23 protein-coding genes are annotated in these 23,627 nt (G+C 51.5%); 9 read left to right on the top strand and 14 right to left on the bottom strand.

The window, feature by feature from the left end; all coding sequences use genetic code 11:
• Positions 1 to 25: 25 nt before the first annotated feature.
• Positions 26 to 1,516 (top strand): cysteine--tRNA ligase, encoded by a 1,491-nt coding sequence (gene cysS, locus ABDW72_RS16370; protein WP_347159676.1) that lies wholly within the window; start codon positions 26 to 28, stop codon positions 1,514 to 1,516.
• Positions 1,517 to 1,702: 186 nt separating this feature from the next.
• Here cysS and ABDW72_RS16375 read toward each other — a convergent pair whose 3' ends face one another.
• Complete coding sequence (locus ABDW72_RS16375) at positions 1,703 to 1,855, bottom strand: hypothetical protein (protein ID WP_347159677.1); 153 nt, start codon at positions 1,853 to 1,855, stop codon at positions 1,703 to 1,705.
• 40 nt (positions 1,856 to 1,895) lie between these two features.
• On the opposite strand from ABDW72_RS16375, the gene ABDW72_RS16380 reads away from it, so the two are divergent.
• From ABDW72_RS16380 to ABDW72_RS16395, 4 genes are all read left to right on the top strand, one after another.
• A complete protein-coding gene (locus tag ABDW72_RS16380) occupies positions 1,896 to 2,954 on the top strand; it encodes a class I fructose-bisphosphate aldolase (RefSeq protein WP_347159678.1) in 1,059 nt (352 codons plus the stop codon).
• A 153-nt stretch (positions 2,955 to 3,107) separates the two neighbouring features.
• Positions 3,108 to 4,004 carry an acetyl-CoA carboxylase, carboxyltransferase subunit beta gene (accD, locus tag ABDW72_RS16385; RefSeq protein WP_347159760.1) on the top strand — a complete coding sequence of 299 codons (897 nt, stop codon included), beginning with the start codon at positions 3,108 to 3,110 and terminating at the stop codon, positions 4,002 to 4,004.
• A gap of 262 nt (positions 4,005 to 4,266) precedes the next feature.
• Positions 4,267 to 5,013, top strand: coding sequence for a YiaD family glycine zipper/OmpA-like lipoprotein (locus tag ABDW72_RS16390; protein WP_347159679.1), 747 nt, complete (start codon positions 4,267 to 4,269; stop codon positions 5,011 to 5,013).
• 262 nt (positions 5,014 to 5,275) lie between these two features.
• Entirely contained in the window at positions 5,276 to 5,992 is a 717-nt protein-coding gene (locus ABDW72_RS16395) for a YiaD family glycine zipper/OmpA-like lipoprotein (protein ID WP_488168640.1), read from the top strand.
• Between the two features lie 167 nt (positions 5,993 to 6,159).
• Here the strand turns inward: ABDW72_RS16395 and ABDW72_RS16400 are convergent, their stop codons facing one another.
• Together ABDW72_RS16400 and ABDW72_RS16405 are read right to left on the bottom strand one after the other, a co-directional pair.
• The gene (locus tag ABDW72_RS16400) at positions 6,160 to 6,807 is read right to left on the bottom strand and encodes a DUF2238 domain-containing protein (protein ID WP_347159681.1); all 648 of its coding nucleotides are present in this window, start codon (positions 6,805 to 6,807) and stop codon (positions 6,160 to 6,162) included.
• A 96-nt stretch (positions 6,808 to 6,903) separates the two neighbouring features.
• Positions 6,904 to 7,593 carry an MBL fold metallo-hydrolase gene (locus ABDW72_RS16405; RefSeq protein ID WP_347159682.1) on the bottom strand — a complete coding sequence of 230 codons (690 nt, stop codon included), beginning with the start codon at positions 7,591 to 7,593 and terminating at the stop codon, positions 6,904 to 6,906.
• A 231-nt stretch (positions 7,594 to 7,824) separates the two neighbouring features.
• On the opposite strand from ABDW72_RS16405, the gene ABDW72_RS16410 reads away from it, so the two are divergent.
• Entirely contained in the window at positions 7,825 to 8,532 is a 708-nt protein-coding gene (locus tag ABDW72_RS16410) for an endonuclease III domain-containing protein (protein WP_347159683.1), read from the top strand.
• Positions 8,533 to 8,596: 64 nt separating this feature from the next.
• Here the strand turns inward: ABDW72_RS16410 and ABDW72_RS16415 are convergent, their stop codons facing one another.
• The 4 genes from ABDW72_RS16415 to ABDW72_RS16430 all read right to left on the bottom strand — a co-directional run bounded on the left by ABDW72_RS16415 (position 8,597) and on the right by ABDW72_RS16430 (position 11,388).
• Positions 8,597 to 9,019 (bottom strand): hypothetical protein, encoded by a 423-nt coding sequence (locus tag ABDW72_RS16415; protein ID WP_347159684.1) that lies wholly within the window; start codon positions 9,017 to 9,019, stop codon positions 8,597 to 8,599.
• A 186-nt stretch (positions 9,020 to 9,205) separates the two neighbouring features.
• Positions 9,206 to 10,102 (bottom strand): S66 peptidase family protein, encoded by an 897-nt coding sequence (locus ABDW72_RS16420; protein WP_347159685.1) that lies wholly within the window; start codon positions 10,100 to 10,102, stop codon positions 9,206 to 9,208.
• Between the two features lie 122 nt (positions 10,103 to 10,224).
• Positions 10,225 to 10,836, bottom strand: coding sequence for a porin family protein (locus tag ABDW72_RS16425; RefSeq protein WP_347159686.1), 612 nt, complete (start codon positions 10,834 to 10,836; stop codon positions 10,225 to 10,227).
• 162 nt (positions 10,837 to 10,998) lie between these two features.
• Positions 10,999 to 11,388, bottom strand: coding sequence for a RidA family protein (locus ABDW72_RS16430; protein WP_347159687.1), 390 nt, complete (start codon positions 11,386 to 11,388; stop codon positions 10,999 to 11,001).
• A gap of 117 nt (positions 11,389 to 11,505) precedes the next feature.
• On the opposite strand from ABDW72_RS16430, the gene ABDW72_RS16435 reads away from it, so the two are divergent.
• Positions 11,506 to 12,486 (top strand): radical SAM protein, encoded by a 981-nt coding sequence (locus ABDW72_RS16435; protein WP_347159688.1) that lies wholly within the window; start codon positions 11,506 to 11,508, stop codon positions 12,484 to 12,486.
• Between the two features lie 194 nt (positions 12,487 to 12,680).
• Positions 12,681 to 13,199 carry a gamma carbonic anhydrase family protein gene (locus ABDW72_RS16440; protein WP_347159689.1) on the top strand — a complete coding sequence of 173 codons (519 nt, stop codon included), beginning with the start codon at positions 12,681 to 12,683 and terminating at the stop codon, positions 13,197 to 13,199.
• 72 nt (positions 13,200 to 13,271) lie between these two features.
• Here the strand turns inward: ABDW72_RS16440 and ABDW72_RS16445 are convergent, their stop codons facing one another.
• Together ABDW72_RS16445 and ABDW72_RS16450 are read right to left on the bottom strand one after the other, a co-directional pair.
• Positions 13,272 to 14,585: a hemolysin family protein gene (locus tag ABDW72_RS16445; RefSeq protein ID WP_347159690.1), complete on the bottom strand. Its 1,314-nt coding sequence runs from the start codon at positions 14,583 to 14,585 to the stop codon at positions 13,272 to 13,274.
• 256 nt (positions 14,586 to 14,841) lie between these two features.
• Positions 14,842 to 15,126, bottom strand: a complete 285-nt coding sequence (locus ABDW72_RS16450; protein WP_347159691.1) for a hypothetical protein — start codon at positions 15,124 to 15,126, stop codon at positions 14,842 to 14,844.
• 585 nt (positions 15,127 to 15,711) lie between these two features.
• On the opposite strand from ABDW72_RS16450, the gene ABDW72_RS16455 reads away from it, so the two are divergent.
• On the top strand, positions 15,712 to 17,937 hold the full coding sequence (locus ABDW72_RS16455; protein WP_347159692.1) for a protein-disulfide reductase DsbD family protein: 2,226 nt from the start codon (positions 15,712 to 15,714) through the stop codon (positions 17,935 to 17,937).
• Between the two features lie 68 nt (positions 17,938 to 18,005).
• On the opposite strand, the gene ABDW72_RS16460 is transcribed toward ABDW72_RS16455, so the two are convergent.
• The 5 genes from ABDW72_RS16460 to ABDW72_RS16480 form a co-directional block, all read right to left on the bottom strand.
• Complete coding sequence (locus tag ABDW72_RS16460) at positions 18,006 to 19,262, bottom strand: DUF3999 family protein (protein ID WP_347159693.1); 1,257 nt, start codon at positions 19,260 to 19,262, stop codon at positions 18,006 to 18,008.
• The gene (locus tag ABDW72_RS16465; RefSeq protein WP_347159694.1) at positions 19,249 to 21,645 is read right to left on the bottom strand and encodes a DUF2339 domain-containing protein; all 2,397 of its coding nucleotides are present in this window, start codon (positions 21,643 to 21,645) and stop codon (positions 19,249 to 19,251) included. The genes ABDW72_RS16460 and ABDW72_RS16465 overlap by 14 nt, the downstream gene beginning before the upstream one ends.
• A 144-nt stretch (positions 21,646 to 21,789) precedes the next feature.
• Entirely contained in the window at positions 21,790 to 22,401 is a 612-nt protein-coding gene (locus ABDW72_RS16470; protein ID WP_347159695.1) for a superoxide dismutase, read from the bottom strand.
• Between the two features lie 74 nt (positions 22,402 to 22,475).
• Positions 22,476 to 22,931, bottom strand: coding sequence for a nucleoside deaminase (locus ABDW72_RS16475; RefSeq protein ID WP_347159696.1), 456 nt, complete (start codon positions 22,929 to 22,931; stop codon positions 22,476 to 22,478).
• 122 nt (positions 22,932 to 23,053) lie between these two features.
• Positions 23,054 to 23,611 carry a hypothetical protein gene (locus tag ABDW72_RS16480; protein ID WP_347159697.1) on the bottom strand — a complete coding sequence of 186 codons (558 nt, stop codon included), beginning with the start codon at positions 23,609 to 23,611 and terminating at the stop codon, positions 23,054 to 23,056.
• Positions 23,612 to 23,627: the final 16 nt, after the last annotated feature.

Below are 23,627 nucleotides of genomic sequence, written 5' to 3' on the forward strand. Positions count from 1 at the left end.
CACGGCACCTGCACATACCCATACTATGCAACAGAAACTGAACCTTTACAATACCCTAACCCGTCGCAAAGAGGAGTTTGAACCACTGCACGCGCCTTTTGTAGGCATGTACGTCTGCGGACCAACTGTGTATGGCGAGCCGCACCTGGGCCATGCCCGTAGTGCTGTTACCTTTGATGTGCTGTACCGCTACCTCAAATACTTGGGTTATACAGTGCGCTATGTGCGCAATATTACGGATGTAGGCCACCTGGAGAACGATGCTGATGAAGGCGAAGACAAGATCCAGAAAAAGGCAAAGTTGGAGCACCTGGAGCCGATGGAAGTGGCACAGTCGTATACCAACATCTACCACGAGGAGATGGCGAAGCTGAACGTGCTGCGCCCGGATATCGAGCCCCGCGCCTCCGGCCATATCATCGAGCAGATCGAGATGATCAAAGAGATCATGGCTAATGGGATGGCGTATGAGGTAAACGGATCGGTATACTTTAATGTGCCCGCCTATGACCAGAGCCACAACTATGGCAAGCTCTCGGGGCGCAACATCGAAGACCTGATCAGCAATACCCGCGCTACGGAAGGACAGGAGGAGAAGCGGTCTCCACTGGATTTTGCGCTTTGGAAAAAAGCCTCTCCAACGCACATTATGCGTTGGCCCTCACCCTGGAGCGATGGCTTCCCGGGCTGGCACCTGGAGTGCTCGGCGATGAGCCGCAAGTACCTGGGGGCAAACTTCGACATACACGGCGGCGGCCTCGACCTGATGTTCCCGCACCACGAGTGCGAGATTGCGCAGAATCAGGCCAGTTGCGACCACAGCAATGGCGCCCGCTACTGGGTGCACAACAACATGATCACCGTGAATGGCCAAAAAATGGGCAAGTCGCTGGGCAACTTCATTAACTTGAGCGAGCTGTTCAGCGGCAACCACAAGATGCTGGAGGAGAAGTACTCGCCGATGACGATCCGCTTCTTTATCTTGCAGGCGCACTACCGCAGCACCCTCGACTTTAGCAACGAGGCGCTGCAGGCGGCGCGCAAAGGCTATACCAAGCTGATAAACGGCTTGCGTGTATTGTCGAAACTGGAGTACCCGGCAGAGGCAGCAGAACCGGATACCAAACTGAACGAAGACCTGCTGAAGCTGACAGAGGACTGCTACCGCGGCATGAACGATGACCTGAACACGGCCCGCACCATTGCATCGCTGTTCAACCTGCTCAAGAAGATCAACAGCCTTTACCTGGGGCAGCTTTCTATGGCTGCGCTTACCCGCGGCACTTTTGATACCATGCGCACTACGTATACCCGGCTGGTGCAGGAGGTACTCGGTTTGCAGGAAGAGGCCGGTACCGATATGGACGATATGCTGGACCTGGTGCTCGACTTCTACAAAGAGGCAAAAGAGGCCAAGGCTTATGATAAAGTGGACGTGATTCGGGCAGAGCTTAAAAAGCAAGGCATCGTGATCAAAGACATGAAGACCGGCGTAGATTGGGCCTATGAAGAATAAACTGCCTGTGTTGCGGCTGTCCGTTTTCCAGGCCGCTGTGGCTACAAATCAACGGTAGCCGCTGGTAGTATAAGGAAAGCAGTTAACTGCGGAGAAAAGAGATCCTGGTTTCAACGCCGCCTCGGCTGCAGCTTCATTGCCTTTTATCCTGTATTCATTTTGGCCCATAGTTTTATTCTGACCACATCATACCAGCGCCCATACTTCTCCGGAAGTATGGGCGCTGGTTTTATAGGTTCCCGTTGCCATAGCGCAGAATTTCAGGGAGCTACTTCGGAAGTGCCGTATTGGCACCTGTGTGCGGCGGCAACGTATACGGAAAGGAATAACTGATTTCATTTAACCTGACACGCTATTCTTTATCTCAAAAAACAAACGGATGACCTACGACAACATTGTTTCTATACTTGGTGCTGATGCGGAGCAACTGCTGCAGTATCAAAGCCACACCATAGCCAAAGAGCAACTGCACGTGCCGGGGCCGGACTTTGTAGACCGGATCTTTGTGCCCTCTAACCGTAACCCGCAGGTGCTGCGCAGCCTGCAGCACCTGTTTGGCCATGGACGCCTGGCGGGCACAGGCTACGTATCCATCCTACCCGTGGATCAGGGCATCGAGCATACAGCGGGTGCTTCATTCGCCTCTAACCCGATCTACTTTGATCCGGAGAACATTATCAAGCTGGCGATAGAAGGCGGCTGTAACGCTGTAGCCAGTACGTTTGGCAACTTAGCGATCACAGCCAGGAAGTATGCGCACAAAATCCCGTTCATCGTCAAGCTCAACCACAACGAGCTGCTGACCTATCCTACCAAGTATAACCAGATCATGTTCGGCTCCGTGGACGATGCCTGGAACCTGGGCGCTACGGCGGTAGGCGCTACTATTTACTTCGGTTCGGAAGAGTCTTCGCGGCAGATCGTAGAGGTGGCCGAGGCGTTTGAACGGGCGCATGAACTGGGCATGGCGACCATCCTGTGGTGCTACACCCGCAACAATGCCTTCAAGAAAGATGGCGTGGACTACCACACGGCGGCCGATATTACGGGGCAGGCCAACCACATTGGTGTTACCATTCAGGCTGACATTATCAAACAAAAGCTGCCCACGAACAACGGCGGCTTTACGGCCATTAACTTTTCAAAATCCGATAAACGCATGTATAGCCAGTTGAGTAGCGACAACCCGATTGACCTGTGCCGCTACCAGGTGGCCAATTGCTATATGGGCCGCGCCGGTCTTATCAATTCCGGCGGCGAGTCGCAGGGCGATTCTGACCTGGAGCAGTCGGTGCGCACGGCAGTGATTAACAAGCGTGCGGGCGGTATGGGGCTGATCCTGGGGAGGCGTGCTTTTCAACGGGATTTTGACAAAGGCGTGGAACTCCTGAATGCTGTTCAGGACGTTTACCTGGCGCCTGAGATTACACTCGCGTAAATTGTAGCACAACTGCTGATTATTACATACTTTTGTAGCCTGTCTTGCCTGTGCCTTTTGTGGAGCGGAAAGACAGGCTACCATTTTTATGTGTTGCCTGTGGCAAGGTATACTTACAAACTTTAATGTGCGGCGAGCACGCTTTTAACTATGATGCCTTGGTTTAAAAGAGTAGAAAAAGGAATCCATACACCGACCGAAGAGAAAAAAGAAACGCCAGACGGGTTGTGGTACAAGTGCCCTGACTGCAAAACAGTTACGAGCATGGCCGAGCACCGCAAGAATCTGTATACTTGCGTAAAGTGCGACTACCATGACCGTATCGGCTCCCGGGAATACTTCGCCATCCTGTTTGATGAAGACACTTTTACAGAGCTGGACGAGAACATGACCTCAGGCGACCCCTTGCACTTTGTAGACTCCAAGCCTTACCCGCAACGCATTGCCGCCACACAAAAAAATACTGGCCTGAAAGATGCCGTACGGACTGCCTACGGTAAAATGAACGGCCAGGACATCACCATTGCCTGTATGGACTTTGCCTTTATCGGAGGCTCCATGGGCTCGGTGGTAGGCGAAAAGATTGCCCGCGCTATAGACCATGCCCGTAAAACCCGCACGCCTTTTCTGATGATCTCCAAGTCTGGGGGCGCTCGCATGATGGAAGCAGGCTTTTCGCTGATGCAGATGGCGAAGACATCGGCCAAACTGGCGCTGCTCTCTGAAGAGAAACTGCCGTATGTGTCGCTGCTCACTGACCCGACCACCGGCGGCGTAACAGCGTCGTATGCCATGCTGGGCGATTTTAATATTGCAGAACCAGGAGCGCTGATCGGCTTTGCCGGCCCACGCGTGATCAAAGAAACAATTGGAAAGGAACTGCCCAAAGGTTTTCAAAGTGCCGAATTCGTATTAGAGCACGGCTTCCTCGATTTCATAGTAGACCGGAAGGAGCTCAAAGTTAAACTGAGCGACCTGTTTGCCATGCTGCGCCCAGAACCAATAGAAGCTCCTAAGCCCAAGAACGGGAAAACGGCAAAAGTGTCTTAGTTAAACGCACTGCGCAACATCCTGCTTAAAAAGCCCGCCGGTTCTGTCCGGCGGGCTTTTTAATTTCCGGCAGGCAGCAAGAGCAAGTATAGCATGTTACTTCTATTTAGCAGTACTAAAAATATAATGTTCAGATATAGTAGTTGATGGATATAAGTTTGGCATCAGTATTGCGTTAGCAGCTGTAACGTATGGCCGCAAGCCATTTTAATTTATCTGAAAATCATAAAGCATAATTTAAACCTTTACCAATTTAAACCCTATGAAATTAATCAGAATATCGCTTACTCCTTTACTGGCAATTACACTATTGTTTTCTTCCTGCCAGTCTACTAAACCAATGGCAGGAGCAGGAGATAATGATACAACTGCCCAGGCCAAGACCGCGGATAGCGGGCAGCCAGGTATGAAAAAGACCACGAAAGGCGGCCTTATCGGTGCCGGCGGTGGTGCTGTGCTAGGCGGCCTCATCGGTAACAGATTGGGGAATACGGCTGCCGGTGCTATTATAGGCGCTGCAGTGGGAGGTGCCACTGGTGCCGTGATCGGCCGCCGCATGGACAAACAAGCGGAAGAACTAGAGAAAAGTATGGAAGGCGCTAAAGTAGAGCGCGTAGGCGAGGCCATCCGCATCAACTTTGACTCCGGCATTTTGTTCAACACCAACTCTGCAGAACTGAGCGCTAAAGCCAAAGAAGACATCCAGAAGTTTGCGCAAACCTTGCAGAAGTATGAAGGCACTGATGTGATCATCGAAGGCCATACAGATAATACAGGCAGCCATGAGCTAAATCAGAAGTTGTCAGAGCGACGTGCCGAAGCGGTAGCTTCGTATGCCCGTAGTCTGGGTGTAGACGGATCCCGCCTGCAGGCCAAAGGCTACAGCTATGACCAGCCGATTGCTGACAACACGACTGCCGAAGGACGTGCACAGAACCGCCGCGTAGAGATTATTGTAGTAGCCAATGATCAGTTGAAGCAAGCCGCAGAGAGCGGAAATATAAAATAAGCATGTGGCCTGTTGTCAGCCAAAAGGTGCAGCAGGCCACATCTTGCAAATTGCACTTGTCAGCCAAAGAGTATAAACAATTTTGGGGCTAAAAACCCGCTGATTCTTTGACCGTTTAAGTATACATTATTAAATATATGGCGTGTCGAACGTCTGATACTGTGGCATACGCTTTAAAAAAGCATTTATAGGAGAAGGTAACATTTTGGAGCCGTCGGAGTATGATGCACAGTATCTGATGATACGTTAACACAGATTTAAAATGAAAATTATGAAGAACCTTAGAATTTATCTATCGATTTTTGCCATACTAGGTTTACTTTCCACCTCGTGTACCTCCACCAGAACAGGTACGGATAGCACAGGCAACAACTCAGGTATGAGCAAGACCACTAAAGGTGGTATCATTGGCGCCGGTTCCGGTGCCGTAGTAGGTGGTGTTATTGGCCGGGTAGCTGGCAACACAGCAGCTGGTGCCATTATAGGTGCAGCAGTAGGTGGTACAGCGGGTGCCGTAATCGGCCGCCGTATGGACAAGCAAGCTGATGAGCTGAAGCGTGACCTGGAAGGTGCTACTGTAGAGCGGGTAGGTGAAGGTATTAAAATCACTTTCGACTCTGGTATTCTGTTTCAGACCAACTCTGCGCAGTTGCAGCAGGCAGCTCAGACTGATATTGCGCAGCTTGCCGAAACCCTGAAAAAATATCCGGATACCAATATCCTGGTAGAAGGCCATACTGACAACACCGGCGGACGTGAATTAAACCAGCGTCTGTCAGAGCAACGTGCGCAGGCTGTAGCTGATTATGCCGCTTCTATGGGCGTAGACCGCAGCCGTATGACTACCAAAGGCTATGCCTTTGACCAGCCGGTAGCCGACAACTCTACGGAAGCAGGTCGTGCGCAAAACCGCCGCGTGGAAATTGCCATCTTTGCGAATGATAAAATGAAGAAAGCTGCCGAGAATGGCGAATTATAAAATTTAGTGACGAATGATTGGTGATTTTTTGCAGCCGTGCCGCCAGGTACGGCTGCTTTTTTGTGTACCCGTTGCACCGGCAGCAAGCCTGCAGCCACAGCAATGGGGCAGCATTGATCAAGCCCAGTTTATACTTACTGCTTTACCTCTTAGTGTGCTGCTTGCAGCTATACTTTATTTCTGCAGTGCAGCAGGTAAGCCGCTCCCATACTAAGGGAGGCACCCAGCAGCGCCAGGGCCATGTCTTTCTGCGCATCCCAGATGTCGCCCTGCATGCCCAGGTAATCCATTCCCTGTTGGTTTCCGCCGTAGATCAGGTCGGCCACCACCCACTCTACTAGTTCATAGATAGCTGCCAGTGCCAGCACTGTCTGCACCGGTAGCAGGTAGCTCCACGCGCGCTTTACTTTTAAGCCCCGGTACAACACCTCCTGCATCGGATACGCCAGCAGCAGCCCGAAGGAAAGATGTACCAGCCTATCGTAAGGGTTGCGCTGCAGGTGATAGTGGTGCTGCAGCCATTCGCCAAAAGGGTTGTCAGCATACTTGTACTGGCTGCCATACACGTGCAGCAGCAGAAACACGAAAATCAAAGTATAGCTGTTATCCGAAAAGCGAATAATATTGTAGAAGGCGACCAGCAGAATGAGGAGCGAGAGCGTCAGCGTATTTTCTGTCACCCAATTGAGCAGGTCGGGCGTTGTAAGCGCAGTATAAGCCCAGAACGCCATAAAAAGGATACAGTAAACCAGGTGCAGGGGCTTTTGCCGGAAAGGTAAATGCTTGTCTGGTTTGGCAGATGTCATTAGTTGCATAGTACTTGCCTCAGGTGTTTCGGTTTCGGAGCAACAACAGCCTGTTATCCTTCTTGTTTTCCGGAAGCATCCTTTACCTCCTTCAGATCAGCGGTACTAGGCCAGCAGGTCATGCTCGTAAAACACCAGGCGGATAGGGTTATCTGCCGGGCTTTGTGTTGGGTCGCAGTGGTATCCATAAATTTGCATGCCGTTCATGTAAGGCAGCAGCTTTTTATAGTATGTGTGGCTGGTGTTCTCGGCAGAGAAGGTAATATCGTGGAAAACGCAGGTTTTTTTCTCCGGCATCCGCTGCAGCCTGTCAAACAATGCCTCCGGCCGGGCAAGATCACCGGAGTAAGCTATGCGGTAATCGTTATCGAAAATGTAGGCGTAGGTTTGCAGCCCTTCGGAATGTTGCCCGTAGGTGTCTACAAAGTTAATCCCTTCAAACTGCTCCAGCGGCACAAAATCCGCATACAGGTCCGGGTCCTTTAACTGAATCTCCAGGAAGCGGTACAGCTGTTGTTTAAACTGTTCGGAGGGGTAAAGTATAACCGGCAGCGGGCTCTTCTCGATAATACGTTTGTAGAGCAGCAGGTTAGCCAAACTACCGCTGTGGTCGTTGTGCAGGTGCGTCAGGAGGATATGATCGACCTTGTGCACCAGGTTCTTTTTAACAAGCGTAGGAAAAACAGTGAAGCCGCAATCAATTAATAGCTGAATACCCCTGAACTCTAAAAGAGCTGCTGAGTTAAGGTAATCTGTGTCGAAAGCACCGCCTGTTCCTAAAAATTTAATCTGCATAAGTATAAACCATCAAGCGCTGTGGCAGAGCATCTATAGCCAAGTCAAGACGTATAGCGCGAAATGTTTTAAATGGTTGTGCGGAAAGTTATATTCATGGCTATTCAGCTTTAAATTATAGCGAAGCTGATGATTTTATGGAAACCCACATGCTGCCGTATACCATGCCGGTGCTAAAACGGTTCTGCAGGACATGCGTAAGGAAGTAAGCGATACTACAACACGAAACTGATGGATGCGCACGAACTATCTGCCGAAGAGAAAATACAGCTGACGCACGAGTTGCTGAACAAAGCCTATAAAAGGCTGACGCTGGAAACCCGGCGCAAACCCATGCACGAGCTGATCTCCACGATGCTCTCGCACCGCACCACCCACGCCGATGAGGAGAAGGCATATTACACCATGCTGGAGCGGTTCGGCGATTGGGAAGGCGTGATGCAGGCAGACTTTGACGCGTTAGCGGATGCGATCAAAACCACCCGTTATCCCGGCCAGAAAGTGCCTCAAATACAGCAGACGTTGCGCATGATCAAAGAAGAACGGGGTGAGATAAGTATAGATTTCCTGAATGACATGCCGGTGCAAGAGGCGCTGGACTGGCTGATGCACCTGCCGGGCGTTGGCCTGAAAACAGCGACGTTGGTTCTGCTCTTTAACTTTAAAAAGCCGGTGATGCCTGTCGATACGCATGTATTCCGGGTAAGCCAGCGGGTAGGCATCATAGGCGCTAACGTGACGGCCAACAAAGCGCACGATATCCTGTTGCACCTGTTGCCCCCTGAACCGGTAGAACTCTACAATTTTCACCTGCACCTGCTCTGGCATGGGCAGCGTATCTGTACTTTCCGGGCGCCCAAGTGTAGCAACTGTGTTCTCAACGGCTTCTGCAACTACTATGCAGATGTGCGGGAAAAGGGCATCGATAAGGCAGCTTAGCGGGAAGACTGCTATACTTTGCATTGGTCTTTTGCTGTTTCAAACAGCAGCAGACGTGTTCTATCTAGTATTTCCGGAGCAGGCTTTGTTTTGTAATTTCCATCAGGTACCAATTGCCGTCACTGCTTTTGGCTACTTTGCTTTCTACAAACAGGATTCCTTTACTGCCCACCAGTTCAAACTTCAACGTTGCCGGGTCATCCGTTTCGCCGGGAAAATCCTTTTTGTTGAACTTCAGCGTCTTAAACTCCCCGATCTTTTGTTGAATGTCCTTGTCGTTCTTCACCAGGGCTACCCCTGCTTTAAAGGAGGTAGGCTGCTCCGGTTCGATCAGGTAATTGGCTGCCGTGGTGGCGAGGAGTACCAGGAAGTACGCCGCCAGAAACCAGTGGAAGAATTTCTTTTGAATGCCCGGGTGCTTAATGAGCGGCTTAAAGACAAAATAAGCAAAACCACCCCCCACGGCAAGTATAATCAGATCGAGCATGGCGCATGTATACGTAAAGCACTGGTGCAGCTCCAGGAGAGTTGCACCAAGGCTATAAATGTACGAAAAACTTTGGCTCCGGAAATTCTTAAAGCGAGCCTGTTTCTCGCTATACCCTGCTTTTGTGCTGCTTTCTATGAGCTATGCTAACAGTAGCATAGCCGCTGCGGAATTGCCGGCCGGAAATTAGCAGTACGCCAGTTGCACGCCTGTTTCGCTAACGTCAAGCTGTGCCTGGCGGCCGCAAATCAGTGCCAGGTTCAGCGGCTCGTGACCTACGGGGAAGCCGTAGCTGACAGGATAGTCATACTTACCCGTATGCTCCAGAATGATCTCATAAGCTGTTTTGCCGAAAGGAATAGCGTTGTCGCGCATGTCGCTCATATCGCCGATGAGGAGGCCGGCCAGGTTCGCCAGCTTGCCGCTACGGTCCAGGTGCACCAGCATACGGTCTATGTGGTAGAGGTACTCGTCCAGATCTTCCAGGAACAGGATCTTGCCGGCCGTGTCGATGTCGGAGCGGGTGCCGGTGAGGTTATGCAGCATTGAAAGGTTGCCACCTACCAGTTGTCCTGTGGCGCTGCCGCTGCGGTTAAACGGATGCGGGGCTGCGGTATAGCGCAGTTCCTCGTCAAAAAGGGCGCGGCGCAGCGTCTCTATAGAAGCAGTAGTACCTTCTTTAGGAAAGAGTACCGGCATAATGGCATGTATACTTTCCAGCCCAAGCGTATGAATGTGGCTGTGCAGCGTAGTTACGTCGCTGAAGCCCACTAACCATTTCGGGCGCTGCAGAAACGTCGTAAAATCCACCTGATCAATAATACGGGTGGTGCCATAGCCGCCGCGGGCACACATAACAGCTTTTATACTTGCATCGTCGAGCATCTGCTGCAGGTCCTGCAGGCGCAGGGCATCATCGCCGGCAAACTGGTTGTAACTGGCCCCGATGGTTTGCCCCAGTACTACCTGCAGCCCCCAGCTTTCAAAGGTCCGGATAGCCAGTTCAATTTCAGGCGTGGTGATCTTACGGGCAGTGGAAAGGATGGCAATTTTATCGCCGGAGCGCAGGGAAGGAATCATCATAAATATGTTAGCTCAGAGAACGAAGGTATGATTTTTTGAGCGGAAGTGCCATAAAACGAAAGCGCTGGCCTCCCGATACCGGGAGCCAGCGCCACCTAAGCCGTTGAGTATACCTGCAGCTATTACTTGCCTAACAATTTTAAGCCCAGGCTTAGCATAATCTGCCCGTTATGTATGTCGAAGCTGTTTTGCTGTGCATCTGCCGCGTAATCACTTTTTACTGTCTGGTACCGCAGGTCGGCTACCAGATTGCCAATGTCCAGTCCTATGCCCGCCTGCCATCCCCATTCTGCATTGTTGAGGTACTGATCAATCTTATCCCCTTCAAACTTGCCGTTCAGCAGTACAGATGCCACTGGTCCGGCATTTACGTGCACTACATTAAACAACTTATAGCCAAGCAGCAGCGGAACATCCAGGCGTGTAAACTTAAATTTCTCTACGTGCAGGTCGGTTGTATTCGGGTCATCGCTATACTCTACCTTGCCGCCGGTGTACGTAAACAGGCCCTCTGGCTGTAGGAAAACCTTGCCCGCATTTAACCGCAGAAAGGCGCCGGCATGATAGCCCGTAATGTTATCACCTTCCTTAAACTGTGTCAGGTTGTTTTCGATGTTCTTAACATCTATGCTGGAGGAGCTTACGCCGGCTTTAATACCCAGAGTAAATACTTGTGCTTTCGCCACAAAAGCGGTGGTGAGCAGCAGGAACATAAATAAGATCGTCTTTTTCATGGGTTAGTTGTATGTCCTCTTTCAATACGTTTTCCTGGACATTAACTTATACTTTCGGACCGGAAAATTTTACCGTGCTGCATGCCAATGAACCGTTTTGGTCCATGTTAAGGTTAGCTGCTGCATCCATGCGCTGAAGTATAGGCAATCAGGTACAGGGGGCTATGTGCCGGTGATAGCAGATGCTTCAATCTCTACCAGCAGGTCGGGATGGATGAGCGCCTGTACCTGCACCAGGGTAGTAACCGGTTTTATGTGCCGGAAAACCTCTCCGTGCGCCCGCGCCACTTCCTGCCACCGGCTGATATCGGTTACGAAAATGCGTGTACGGATCACATCCTGCAACGAAGCGCCAGCCTGTTGCAAGGCATGCTCGATCTTCTGCAGCGCGTGCTTGGCTTGCGCATACAGGTCGCCGCGGCCAATAATTTCGTCGCCATCAGTAGCGGTGGTGCCGGCAACTTCTATGGTATGGCCGATGCGTACGGCGCGGCTGTAGCCCACTTCCTCTTCCCAGGCCGTGCCCGACGCGATGTTCATGCGTTTTGTCATATCGCTGCTTTTCAGTGTAAAGGAGGTAATTTTATAATGAAATGTACTCTGCTTCAGGGAGAACGTTCGCTTTATTTCGAGCATAATTCATACTTTTGGCTTTCGCCTTCCCAACTCATGCGCCTTAGAACCAAACCTGTGCTTTGCAATTATTACGTTACCTACCGCTGTAACGCCAGGTGCTCGTTCTGTGATATCTGGGAAAAGCCTTCGCCCTATATTACGCCGGACGATGTGGCGCAAAACCTCCGCGACCTGAAGCGGCTGGGCGTGCAGGTGATTGATTTTACCGGGGGCGAGCCGCTGCTGCACCGCCAGATCGATGTGTTGCTGGAGATGGCGCATAGTATGGGGTTTATCACCACCCTAACCACCAACGGCCTGTTATACCCAAAGTTGGCTACACGCCTGAAGGGCAAGGTTGATATGCTGCACTTCTCCCTCGACTCAGCAGATAAAGCGGAGCACGATGCCGGCCGCGGTGTTGCCTGCTACGACCTGGTGCTGGAGTCGATCAGGGTGGCGCGGGAACTTGGCGAGCGGCCTGATATCCTGTTCACCGTCTTCAAGCACAACCTGCAGCAGTTAGAAGAGGTGTACCAGCAACTGATACTGCCCAATAAGCTGCTGCTAATCCTCAACCCGGCATTTGAGTATAATACCGTGGAAACCGGCGGGCAGCTGACAGAAGATGAACTGGCATATCTCAGTGCTTTTGGCAAGCGGCGGCAGGTATACTTAAACGACGGCTTTATTCAACTACGCCGCGACGGTGGCAACCAGGTGGCCGCACCAGTTTGCAAAGCAGCCAGCACCACGCTGGTTATTTCACCGGAGAATGAACTGGTGCTGCCTTGTTATCATCTCGGCACCCAAAGCTTCCCCATCAACGGCAACCTGCATGATTTATACTTGAGCCAGGAAGTAGCGGCCCTGAAGCAGCAGGAGGGACGGTTACCTGCCTGCGAAGGCTGTACCATCAACTGCTACATGCAGCCCAGCTTTGCCGTAGAGGTAAACAAGTATTTCTGGAAAGCGCTGCCCAGCACGCTGAAGTATAACTTCCACAAAGGCACCTGGAAACGGCTGTTGGTGTAATAGCTAAATGGTTAAATTGTAGAATGGTTGAAGAAAATTTGGGGCAATGTGACAAAGTAGGAAATGTGATCTTGCAAAGCTAACTATAAGCAGTTTAGCCATTAATCAATTAACAACAGTGTGGGGCAAAGCATCAGAACTGCCGCACTGCAATTATTCAAAATTCAGTTATTCACTCATTCAAAACTAAACAAATGCCAGTTATACTTCCGGTAAAAAGTGTGATGCCGCAAATGGGCGACGGTTGCTTTGTCGCTGAAAATGCCACCATTGTGGGCGATGTGGTGCTGGGCGATGCGTGTTCGGTGTGGTTTAACGCTGTGATTCGCGGAGACGTTAATAGTATCCGAATCGGTAACAAAACTAACATTCAGGACGGCGCTGTGATCCATTGCACGTATGAGCGGGCTGCTACCACCATCGGCCATAATGTGTCGGTGGGGCACAATGCGATCGTACACGGCTGCACGATAGAAGATAATGTGCTGATTGGGATGGGCTCCATTGTGATGGACAACGCACGGGTACAGCAAAACTGCATGATCGCGGCAGGAGCGGTGGTGCTGGAGAACACATTATGCGAGTCGGGGTGGATTTATGCCGGTATACCGGCCCGAAAAGTAAAGCAGCTAAGCCCGGAGCAGGTAGCGGCGCTGCAAAAAACCGCCGACAACTATGCGTTGTACAGCAGCTGGTTTACAGGTCAGCAGTAAACGGATGACTTGGCTGCCCCGGAGCAGGTAGCGCCGCAACGGTTACGTTGCTCCGGGGCACCTGTGTTGGTACTATTCCTCTTCTTTGCTTTCGGAGGCAAGCACAGTGAGCAGCACCCACTCTACCCGTCGGTCAGAGCGCTCGAGCACCTTTACCTCATACTCATGGAACGTCGCTATTTCGTCAATATCTTCGGGTATCTGGCCGTAGAGCACATTTACCATACCGCCGACGGTTTCGTAATCTTCTCCTTCCGGCAGCGGAAAGGGCAGAAAGTCGTTGGCATCTGAGATAGCCGCAGAGCCGTTCACTTTAAATGCGTTCTCGGCCACCTTTTCCACAATAGGCGCTTCCTCATCATACTCGTCCTGTATCTCGCCCACCAGTTCTTCAATGATATCTTCGATGGTCACAATGCCGGATACGCCGCCAAACTCGTCGGTAGCCACGGCAATGTGCATGTGGCGCCGCTGAAACTGCTTCAGCAGTAAGTTGATCTTCTTCGTTTCAGGCACAAAGTAAGCCGGCCGCATCAGTTGCTCGATCATGATCGGCTGCCCCAGGCGCAGGATACTCAGAATATCTTTGACGTAAAGGATACCCACAATATTGTCGATGCTGCCATCATACACGGGCAGGCGCGAGTATCCTTCGTTGAACACCACCTCCATCAGTTCATGCTCCGAAATATGCACGTCAATGGCCACCATCTTGGTGCGGGGTACCTGTATCTGCTTCACCATGCGCTCATTAAACTGAAATACGTTTTCGATCAGTTCATGCTGCGAGTCCTGAATGGCGCCGCTCTCCACGCTTTGCTCAAAGAGCAGGCGCAGTTCTTCGGCACTATGTACTTCCGTGCCGTGGGCTGGTTCGATGCCCATCATTTTCACAACGCCATTGGCAAAGCCGTTCAGGATCCAGATAAATGGTATACACACCACATAAAACACGCGCAGCGGGAAAGCCACGGCCAGGGCAGTTGCCTCTGAGCGCTGTATGGCCAGCGACTTAGGCGACAACTCGCCGAATACAATATGCAGGATGGTGATAATGGCGAAAGAAATAGGAATAGCAATGCTGTGTGCCAGGGCTTCGCCACCGCTGTAACCAAAAAAATCCATGCTGTTGATTACCAGCCGTGCCACCACGCTCTCCCCGATCCAGCCAAGGCCCAGCGAGGCCAGCGTAATGCCTAATTGGGTCGCTGATAAGTAGGCGTCGAGGTGGCCGAGCATGTGCAGCGCCATTTTGGCCATGGCATTGCCCCCCTGCGCCCGCAGTTCTATCTGCGACGAGCGAACCTTTACGAGAGCAAACTCAGCTGCCACAAAAAAACCGTTGAGCAATACAAGAACTATTGTAAAAAAGATGTCTAAAACCATAGAGAGCCTCAGGGGTATAACCTGCCACGGTGTAAAGTTAATTAAAATACGTGCTTTTACAGTATGGGTATGGCGAAGCTTGCATTTGCTTACCTTTACGGGCCGGATGCCGTTGCCGCTGAAGCACTTCCGGGTTATACTTCTGCTGCACTTAACAGGTACTGGCTGGCGGTAAAAGGAAAAGGTGCCGGAAGGCACCTTTTGCAGTTCAGATACTTAAGCAGGAAAACAGATAGGATGGCAATGGTCTACCCCGTTAATAGGAGTTGAACAGCTCACGGAAATTATCTTGGGTGAGGTGCTGCATAAAAATGGCCATCGCCTCTTCTTTGGAGATCAACCGGTAAGTGTTGCCCGCGTACGTATCCTGGAAGGGATTACAGAACGAATAAATGTATTCATCTGAAAAAGTCCTGTACACCACATGAAAGTTGTGGCGCTCATCACGTATCAGTTGGATTGCCCTGAAAACATTGCCGAACTCCTTGCCGCATTCTGTTTTCAAAGTAAGCTGCTCATCATGTGTGTAAAGGTTTTCCATCAGAATGTATGTATGTTGTTTCCTGTTACTTCTTATACAGCGTGCCCGGAGGATAAATTCCTAAGGTTCAATACCTAAGCGCTTTCTTCCGTAAACAACCTTATTTTAAGGGTACAGCTGCTGCAAGCTTCCTTAAACGTTCTGCATCTTCTCTATTTAAGATGGTCCTGGTGCTTAACTAAGGTTTTATACGATTAATATTATATTAGGTATATGTTATTATATAATATTTTTTAAATATTTATTTTTAATTGTATTGTGCTTAGATGGTGTGTGGTATGGGTGGCTGAAGAGGTGCGAAATGTACAGCAGTAAAGCAGGTTTGCTGCTTTATCTTACAAGGTGCTAGTTGCACTTGTTCAGGATAAAATATGTTGTAGTATAAGTAAACTAAAGGCTGCTTTCTGTAGGAATAGGAGTGGTATGAAACAATCCGCAGGCGTTGTTTGTCTTGCAGGCAGGTATAGCTTTGGGCAGAGGCACCGGATCACATCAAAATTCTATACTTTTGTACAGGCTATGCCCATTGATCATGGCCGGCTGTGACATCTAAGCTCAGGCTGGTTTATAATAAACATAAAATACATGCATCCAATCAAAACCTTAAAGCCATGGCTGGCGCTACTGTTGCTCTGGCTGGTAGCGATCACTGCGCAGGCACAAATTCTGAAGCCGGCCGTGTGGAGCTACGATGTCTCTAAAAAACAGGTAGCAACAGGCGAGGAGGTCGAATTGATCTTTAACGTGCGCATCGATAAGAACTGGTACCTCTATTCTTCCGATTTCGATCCGGAACTCGGGCCAATGGTTACTGAATTTAAATTTGCCAAAGATCCTTCGTATGAGTTGGTGGGCAAGATCGTGCCGGTACACCCTAAAAAGAAGTATGACGACCTGTGGGGTGGCGAATACACGTATTTTACCGGCACAGCGCAGTTCCGGCAGAAGATACGAGTGCTGCAGCCCGACCTGCAGGTAAAAGGTACCTATTCGTACCAGGTATGTTCGGACGTAAGCGGCCAGTGCATTCCATTTGACGATGACTTCGCTTTCACCAATAAGCAAATTACGGTAACAGGTTCAGCCGTTTCGGCGACACCTGAAAGCGCTGCACCAGCGAAACAGGCAGAGCCGCAAAGCACGACAAAGCAGGAACCCTCGCAGCAGCCAACTGCGGCGACAAGTATAAACCAAAAGCCGGCGACTGCCCCAACAACAGATGCCTTTGCAACGACCCAGGACTCCGTAACGCCCGCTGTTGCCCCTCCCGCCACCGCTGCTGACACGACGCAAACAGCCGTTGCTACAGCCACTGCCGTTCCTATCCAAACAGGTGGCACAGGTACCGGCAGCCTATGGGCTTTTCTGCTGGTAGCCTTCGGCTCCGGGTTGGTGGCCCTGGTTACACCCTGCGTGTTCCCGATGGTGCCAATGACCGTTAGTTTTTTTACCGGCAGCAGCCGTACGCGGGCGCAGGGCATTATAAAAGCCTTGTTCTATGGCCTCTCCATCATTGCCATTTATACTATTATTGGCACGGTGGTGGCGCGGTTGTTCGGGGCGGATGGGGCCAACTTCATCAGCACGCACTGGCTGCCCAACCTGCTGTTTTTCTTTATCTTCGTGATTTTTGCAATGTCCTTTTTCGGCTTGTTTGAGATCACGCTGCCCAGTTCTTTCCTGACGAAAGTAGATGCGCAAGCTGACCGGGGTGGCTGGATTGGTATCTTCTTCATGGCTTTTACGCTGGCGCTCGTATCTTTCTCTTGCACCGGCCCAATTGTAGGAAGTATACTGGTTGCCTCTGCAGGGGGCGAAACGGTACGGCCCATTGTGGGCATGTTCGGCTTCTCGCTGGCCTTTGCCTTGCCTTTCACGCTCTTTGCCATTTTCCCGTCATGGCTCAGCGGGCTGCCCAAATCTGGCGGCTGGCTTAACTCCGTAAAAGTAGTTTTAGGCTTTATCGAGCTGGCGCTGGCGCTCAAGTTTTTAAGTATAGCCGACCAGGTGTATCACTGGCGCATCCTGGACCGTGAAGTATACCTGGCCTTGTGGATCGTGATCTTTACGCTGATGGGCTTTTACCTGCTGGGCAAACTCAAATTCTCGCACGATTCTGACCAGCCTTACCTCAGTGTACCGCGGCTGTTTTTTGCCATTGCTACTTTTTCTTTTGTCGTGTACCTGGTGCCGGGCATGTTTGGTGCGCCGCTCAAAGCACTTGCCGGTTATCTGCCGCCGCAGTCTACACATGATTTTGACCTGAGCCGAATGACGGAGCAGGGCGGTAGTGGTACACTGGTCAGCGCAGACGAACTGTGCGAGACACCCAAGTATGGCGACCTGTTTGAGCTGCCGCATGGCCTGAAAGGCTACTTTGATCTGGAGCAGGCTAAGAAGTGTGCCGCCGAGCAGGGCAAGCCCATTTTCATCGATTTTACCGGCCATGGCTGCGTAAACTGCCGCGAAATGGAAGCCAACGTATGGTCAGATCCGGCAGTGCTGCAGCGCCTGCGCGAAAACTACATCATTGCCGCCTTGTATGTAGACGACAAGACTGAATTGCCGCAAAGCGAGTGGTTTACCAGCACCTACGATCAGAAGCAGAAAACCACTATTGGCAAAAAGTATGCAGACTACCAAATCACGAAGTTCAATGTAAATGCCCAGCCATACTATGTGTTGATGGATGCCAGGGAAAACCTGCTGGTGACGCCCATTGCGTATGATTTGAATGTGAATAATTTCGTGCACTTTCTGGATGCCGGTGTAGACGCCTACAAAGCAACGCACCAGATAGCACAGAAGTAACCTTTCCACTACGCTCGTATAAATCCCTGCTATAGCTGCATGCTGTAGCAGGAATTTATACTTTCAGGCTACTGCTTTTTCCGGTCCATTTCCCGTAGCAGCTTTAAGGTCATGTAGCCGAGGCCCAGCGCTACGGCCGCAATGGCCGCCCAGATAAAAACAGTAGAAGTATGAACTTGTCCGGCGCCTGCTGCCTGCAGGGCCATGATGGGGCCGGTGAGCAGCACGGGGATGTTGCGGGGAATACTGTCCTGAAAAAATTGCAGGTCATACTTGGGCGCCTTGGCAGCAGGGTTGCCGAAGTACAGGGTGTACGGCTGCCCGGCCTGTAGTGCAGCAACTACGTAGCGGTTCAGTTGCTGCACCTGTAGTGCACCAAGATCCAGCGGCGGGTTATCCCCGTTATCGATCTCAATTGTAAGCTCCTGTACCTGTTCGCGCGGCAGTTCTACCACCGCCGGAGCATTGGAGCTAAGTATAAAATTAATGCGCGGCTGCTTTAACTGCACCTGCTTCCTTCTTCTGAATAGCCGCTGCTGCTCCCTGGGTCTGGTGCCCAGTGTTACGCTGCCGGCGCGGTAATATAGCTGAGGGGCTTGTATGTCAAACACCAGGCGCTCGGGGTAAACAGGGGCAGCAAAGTGCAGCCGCAAGTATGTTTTCTTCACGGCTGCACTATCGGTGCGGGTAACCTCCTGCGTCGGAATGCGGCTATACTTGCCTGTTTCTGCATGCATATCGTAGTAGCCGGCCTTCAGGATATGGAGCGGTGCGCTGGCAGAATCGTTGATCTGTAGGCGCAGAAAACGGTAGTTGTTGAGCGGGAAGTTCAGGAGTTTTACCTCTGCGGTGCGTTCAGTGTTGTTGCTGGCGTAGAGTACGTCCTGCGCTTTCAGCACATACCAGTCCTGCTGGTTATCGCTGCCGCTCAGCTGCACTTTTTTCTGCACGTCGGCATTGCTGATCAGCAGGCTAAGGTTATCCATCCGGCGCTGTTGCGGGTTGGCAATCAGCAATTCGGAGCAACAGCCAGCCCGGTGCGTGTAGCTGAGGATCTGGTAAGGCTTAAACAGTGTTTTGTATTGCACAGGCTGTTCAGCACGTAGCAGGTAAGGTACTTCTTTGCCATCGGCGGCATACAACCGCAAGTCCGAAAAATCACGTTTCAGTTTGCCCGCTACCTCCGGAGACAGCAGAATACGGTAATATGCATTGTCCGGCACCTCGGAAACGGGTGCCTGCCAGGTATACGCTTGCGCACCCACCCGGGAGCCGCAGAACAGCAGCAGCAGCGCAAGCAGGGGCAGGGTATTAAAGCACTTCATCAGGTATAGTTTTCGCGGTATCATCTTGCAGGATCAAGACTTTGAGTTTCTGGTACATAAACGATATTACAAGCAGGATCAGCCCCAGGCAAATAAAGGCTGCGATCTTGCCGCCCTCCGAAATGCCCCGGATATCGAACAGGAATAATTTTAGCAGCGTGATAAAGAACAGTGAGAGCGAGATGATACGGAGCGTCTTGAGCTTGTGCCGCATGCCGATAAGCATCAGCACAAACGAACTAAGCCCCCACAGAATAGGGAAGCTGATCTTGTGCACCTGCTGCAGCAGCGGGTAATAGGCCTCCTGTGTAGTATAAAAGCGCAGCAGCACCAGGTGCTCCAACTCGGCGCTGGCCATAAACACCACGGCAAAACTGCAAAACCACAGCGTGATCTTTCCAACCCTGGCAGTATAGCCGTACACCTGGTGCACCAGTTGTAGCAGGAGCAGCAGCAGAGCCAAGGTTATGAGCAGGGGCAGGTAGTGCAGCAGAAAGCTGCCGAGCGTCTCCTCGCCGGCGAGCAAGTATAAACTGCGGACGGTGAGGGTTTGCGGGTGCAGCAGCGCCAGGTACAGCATTATGCCCGCGGCGGCCAGCGCGGCCCCGGCCTGTTGCAACCGCACATTGCCGCTGCGGCGCGCCAGCAGCACCAGGCCCAGCAGGTACAGGTAGTTGTAAGTGGCCAGAATAAAATACTGTGTGCCGTAGCTATAGGCGGAGTGGGCCAGCTGGTAACGCAGCTCCAGCAGCAGCACCAGGTAAAGCGTCAGTCCCAGCGCAAAGGCCACAACGTGCCGGTACATCTGCGCCGGCAGGAACCGCACCAGCACCAGGACCTGCTCTTGACGCAGCAGCCACCGCGTGCCCGCCAGCGCCGCCACAGCCACCACTCCGGTTACAAACACTTTGTTGAACACGATGCGCAGCGGTTCCTCCGATGCGAGCGCATAGGTGTCCCAATCCAGGGTAAGGCTGAAGAACATGAGCGCGAGCACCACTACCGAGGCCACCCGTATGAGTGCAATACCCGAGCGCTGCGCGAGCCACAGCAGCAACACAGCCTCCAGCGCCCAGAACAGGGTAATGTAATTGCCATGCAGCTGCACCGGCGCTGTCAGGCTCAGGAAAGTGAGCACCAGACCAATCAGCAGGTATACCAGGTTTTTATCTGTTTTCTGATTCTGATAGAGCAAGTAGGCAAATACAAAGTTAAAAACAGCAATGGCCGCTGTAAATAGCCCTTGGTAAGCGCCTCCGGCCACATTTGCCAGGGCGTACATACCGGCCGAGTAGTAGAGGAATGTGTTACTGAGCAGTACCATAATTTCAGGAGCCGTAAAATGACGCTGCTCCTTTACGTTATGGATGATGTTCATCAGGAAGAATACAAGGTAAAACAGCGTGGCAAACACCAGTGCCCCGATATAAGGCGGATGGGGCGTGCCGATGACATGGGTAGAGAGCCAGCCGCCGTACAGGATGATGGTGAAGAGATAAGCTATGAGGTTAAGCAGCGGCCACTTTTTGAAGTAAGCCAGCACCAGGATACCCAGGTTCAGCAGGAGAATAAAGACGAACAGCACCACATAATTGCCGGCGCCGGTGCTCACCATAAACGGGCTGGCAAACCCGCCGATTAGCGCCAGCACTGCCAACTCTATCCGGTCGTAGGCTATTGCCAGCATAATGGTAAAGCCCGTAATGCCCACCATCAGGATAAAAGCGACTGTCTGGCTGAAAAGGCTGTACTCGTGAAACGCGATAGCAATGGTGAAGTATAAAACCGCCATGCCGCCGCCTACCAGCACCGAACTGAAGGCCTGGTACTGGCGCCGAAGCCAGTGCGCCACACCCAGCAATGCGCCACCCGCCAGCATGCCGATCGCCACACGGCCCACCTCGTTTATCCAGTCCTGGTCGATGGCGTACTTCACAAAAAAGCCGATACCGAGCACCAGAATAGCAATGCCCAGTTTGTTGATCAGGTTTTCGCCGATGAATTTCTCCCAATCCAGGTTGCGGCGGAAGTTGGCAAAAGCAGCAGGGCGGGGCGGCGGAGAAAAAGCAGCCACTGGCTCTTGCCTTGGTAACGGAACAGCGGCTGGTTGTGCGGGACTTTCCGGCTGGGGAACAGGTGGCACAGCAGGGGGTTGCAGCGACCGTTGTACTTCCTCAATGGTCTGTTTGGTTACAGCTGGCCGCGGAGGCGCTGCGGTATCGGTAGTTGGTGCCGGCTGCTTCTCCAGTTGCTTTCGCAGCAGATGCAGTTCATCCTGTATTTCCGCTAACTGTTGGCTGTTGTGGCTCAGTTTATTGCTTAGTTGCTGGGCAAACCAAAGCACAACCACAAGGAGCAGTAAAAGCAGCGCAATTTCCATCATTTGTTTTCAGGTTGAGGGATCTATATTACAAATATTCTCCTTCATTTTGAAGCCTCACCTGGGGCAAAGAAAAAGCCCTGCCAGTACTGGCAGGGCTTTCATAACAGCAGAGGGCATTTTCAGCCTCTGTCCGTTGGCTAAAAGTTATTTCTTTGCCTCGTTGTAGCGGCGGCTTACCTCATCCCAGTTCACCACGTTCCAGAAAGCGGAAATATAGTCAGGACGGCGATTTTGATAGTTCAGGTAGTAGGCGTGCTCCCATACGTCCAGGCCCAAGATCGGCTGGCCATCACAAGCCTGGTCTATGTCCATGATAGGAGAGTCCTGGTTGGCGGTAGAGCAAATACTCAGTTTGCCACCATTCTGTACGCACAGCCAGGCCCAGCCGGAGCCAAAGCGTGTAGCTGCTGCTTTGCCAAACTCTTCTTTAAAGGCATCGAACGAACCAAAAGCGCTGTTAATAGCATCTGCCAGTTCGCCGGAAGGCTGGCCACCGCCATTTGGCGACAAGACGGTCCAGAACAGGTTGTGGTTATAGTACCCACCACCATTGTTACGCACCGCTGCGTTGCCACCTACATTCTGCAGGATTTCTTCAATGGATTTGTTCTCCATGTCGGTACCCTTGATGGCATTGTTCAGGTTGTTGGTGTAAGCCTGGTGATGTTTGGTATGGTGAATCTCCATGGTGCGCGCATCGATGTGCGGCTCCAAGGCGTTGTAAGGATAAGGCAGGTTGGGAAGTTCAAAAGCCATAGTTTTATGTTTTTATGTTAGAAAAATAATGTTCGTACATGTACTAAAGATGTACGGCGTGGTATCAAAGTTAGTTAATTTCTTTTATTGGCAAAGAAGGTGGCCATCAGGTCGGCGCACTCCTGGGCCATAATGCCGCTCACCATCTCGGTTTTAGGGTGCAGCAGGTTGCCTACACGCCTATACCCGCGCTTGGGCTCTGCCGCTCCGAACACCACGCGCTTTAACTGGGCCCAGTAGCTGGCACCGGCGCACATCACACAGGGCTCCACGGTTACGAACAGAGTACAGTCGTGCAGGTACTTGTTGCCCAGGTACTCCGAGGCGGCCGTTAGTGCCAGCATCTCGGCATGGGCTGTCACGTCATTCAACTTCTCGGTCTGGTTGTAAGCACGGGCGATGATGCGGTTGTTGGCTACCACCACAGCGCCAATCGGAATCTCTCCTTCCTCCAGGGCATACTGCGCCTGTCGGTATGCCTGCTCCATAAAATGATCGTCGCTGTAAATAGATAAAAAGTCTGATGCCATCGTCTGTGTAGGTTTACGTAAAACGTGTTTTTGGCGAACTGCTGCTGTTGCCACTAAAGTATAAAAAAAGCCCCTCCAAACAAAGGAGCGGCTTTCCGGATGGTAAATGCAGCGCGTGTAAGCTATTGTACTCTCACGGAGTTCATGACCTCATGGGCAGTGTCTTGCCACTCACTTTTCATGCTGAAGGGCATCTGCAGCGTAAAGATCAGAAGTTTCTTGTCCTGGATAGTATATTGCACGATGTTATACTTCTGCACCGGGGCCAAGTTACTGCTCTGGCGCTCATCTGCAACGGTTGAGACAAACTCAAACACCACAAAGTCTTTCCCTTTTATCTGCGTTACCTCATCGCGTATAAAATCCACTTTCGTAAAGGCTTCCAGCAGGTTGGCCTTGTAGAATTCGCGCAGCATGTTCAGGTCCTGTGGCCGGAACTGCGAAGGCTTGGGCGTAACGCTGAAATCTATGCGGCCATTAGAACTGGTATAAACGGCCAGCGGCTTAAAAATGGCCGGGTATTTTTGTGCAATCTGATCATCAGTGAGAGGCGCAAAATCCTGAGGCAGTTGGGCGCTCACCTCTTTGCTGAGTTGTACTTTCTTTAATTTGACAGGCTGGGCAAAGGCTACACCTGCAATTAAAAGGATGGCTAAAAAGGCTATGTATCGCATATTCATGTATATCGGGGCAAAG

This window comes from Pontibacter chitinilyticus (assembly GCF_039748935.1).
Lineage (GTDB): Bacteria > Bacteroidota > Bacteroidia > Cytophagales > Hymenobacteraceae > Pontibacter > Pontibacter chitinilyticus.

Excerpts from the sequence above, each read along its gene's own strand:
- cysS (WP_347159676.1), top strand. The coding sequence starts at position 26 with ATGCAACAGAAACTGAACCTTTACAATACCCTAACCCGTCGCAAAGAG.
- ABDW72_RS16375 (WP_347159677.1), bottom strand. The coding sequence starts at position 1,855 with ATGAAATCAGTTATTCCTTTCCGTATACGTTGCCGCCGCACACAGGTG.
- ABDW72_RS16380 (WP_347159678.1), top strand. The coding sequence starts at position 1,896 with ATGACCTACGACAACATTGTTTCTATACTTGGTGCTGATGCGGAGCAA.
- accD (WP_347159760.1), top strand. The coding sequence starts at position 3,108 with ATGCCTTGGTTTAAAAGAGTAGAAAAAGGAATCCATACACCGACCGAA.
- ABDW72_RS16390 (WP_347159679.1), top strand. The coding sequence starts at position 4,267 with ATGAAATTAATCAGAATATCGCTTACTCCTTTACTGGCAATTACACTA.
- ABDW72_RS16395 (WP_488168640.1), top strand. The coding sequence starts at position 5,276 with ATGAAAATTATGAAGAACCTTAGAATTTATCTATCGATTTTTGCCATA.
- ABDW72_RS16400 (WP_347159681.1), bottom strand. The coding sequence starts at position 6,807 with ATGCAACTAATGACATCTGCCAAACCAGACAAGCATTTACCTTTCCGG.
- ABDW72_RS16405 (WP_347159682.1), bottom strand. The coding sequence starts at position 7,593 with ATGCAGATTAAATTTTTAGGAACAGGCGGTGCTTTCGACACAGATTAC.
- ABDW72_RS16410 (WP_347159683.1), top strand. The coding sequence starts at position 7,825 with ATGGATGCGCACGAACTATCTGCCGAAGAGAAAATACAGCTGACGCAC.
- ABDW72_RS16415 (WP_347159684.1), bottom strand. The coding sequence starts at position 9,019 with ATGCTCGATCTGATTATACTTGCCGTGGGGGGTGGTTTTGCTTATTTT.
- ABDW72_RS16420 (WP_347159685.1), bottom strand. The coding sequence starts at position 10,102 with ATGATGATTCCTTCCCTGCGCTCCGGCGATAAAATTGCCATCCTTTCC.
- ABDW72_RS16425 (WP_347159686.1), bottom strand. The coding sequence starts at position 10,836 with ATGAAAAAGACGATCTTATTTATGTTCCTGCTGCTCACCACCGCTTTT.
- ABDW72_RS16430 (WP_347159687.1), bottom strand. The coding sequence starts at position 11,388 with ATGACAAAACGCATGAACATCGCGTCGGGCACGGCCTGGGAAGAGGAA.
- ABDW72_RS16435 (WP_347159688.1), top strand. The coding sequence starts at position 11,506 with ATGCGCCTTAGAACCAAACCTGTGCTTTGCAATTATTACGTTACCTAC.
- ABDW72_RS16440 (WP_347159689.1), top strand. The coding sequence starts at position 12,681 with ATGCCAGTTATACTTCCGGTAAAAAGTGTGATGCCGCAAATGGGCGAC.
- ABDW72_RS16445 (WP_347159690.1), bottom strand. The coding sequence starts at position 14,585 with ATGGTTTTAGACATCTTTTTTACAATAGTTCTTGTATTGCTCAACGGT.
- ABDW72_RS16450 (WP_347159691.1), bottom strand. The coding sequence starts at position 15,126 with ATGGAAAACCTTTACACACATGATGAGCAGCTTACTTTGAAAACAGAA.
- ABDW72_RS16455 (WP_347159692.1), top strand. The coding sequence starts at position 15,712 with ATGCATCCAATCAAAACCTTAAAGCCATGGCTGGCGCTACTGTTGCTC.
- ABDW72_RS16460 (WP_347159693.1), bottom strand. The coding sequence starts at position 19,262 with ATGAAGTGCTTTAATACCCTGCCCCTGCTTGCGCTGCTGCTGCTGTTC.
- ABDW72_RS16465 (WP_347159694.1), bottom strand. The coding sequence starts at position 21,645 with ATGATGGAAATTGCGCTGCTTTTACTGCTCCTTGTGGTTGTGCTTTGG.
- ABDW72_RS16470 (WP_347159695.1), bottom strand. The coding sequence starts at position 22,401 with ATGGCTTTTGAACTTCCCAACCTGCCTTATCCTTACAACGCCTTGGAG.
- ABDW72_RS16475 (WP_347159696.1), bottom strand. The coding sequence starts at position 22,931 with ATGGCATCAGACTTTTTATCTATTTACAGCGACGATCATTTTATGGAG.
- ABDW72_RS16480 (WP_347159697.1), bottom strand. The coding sequence starts at position 23,611 with ATGAATATGCGATACATAGCCTTTTTAGCCATCCTTTTAATTGCAGGT.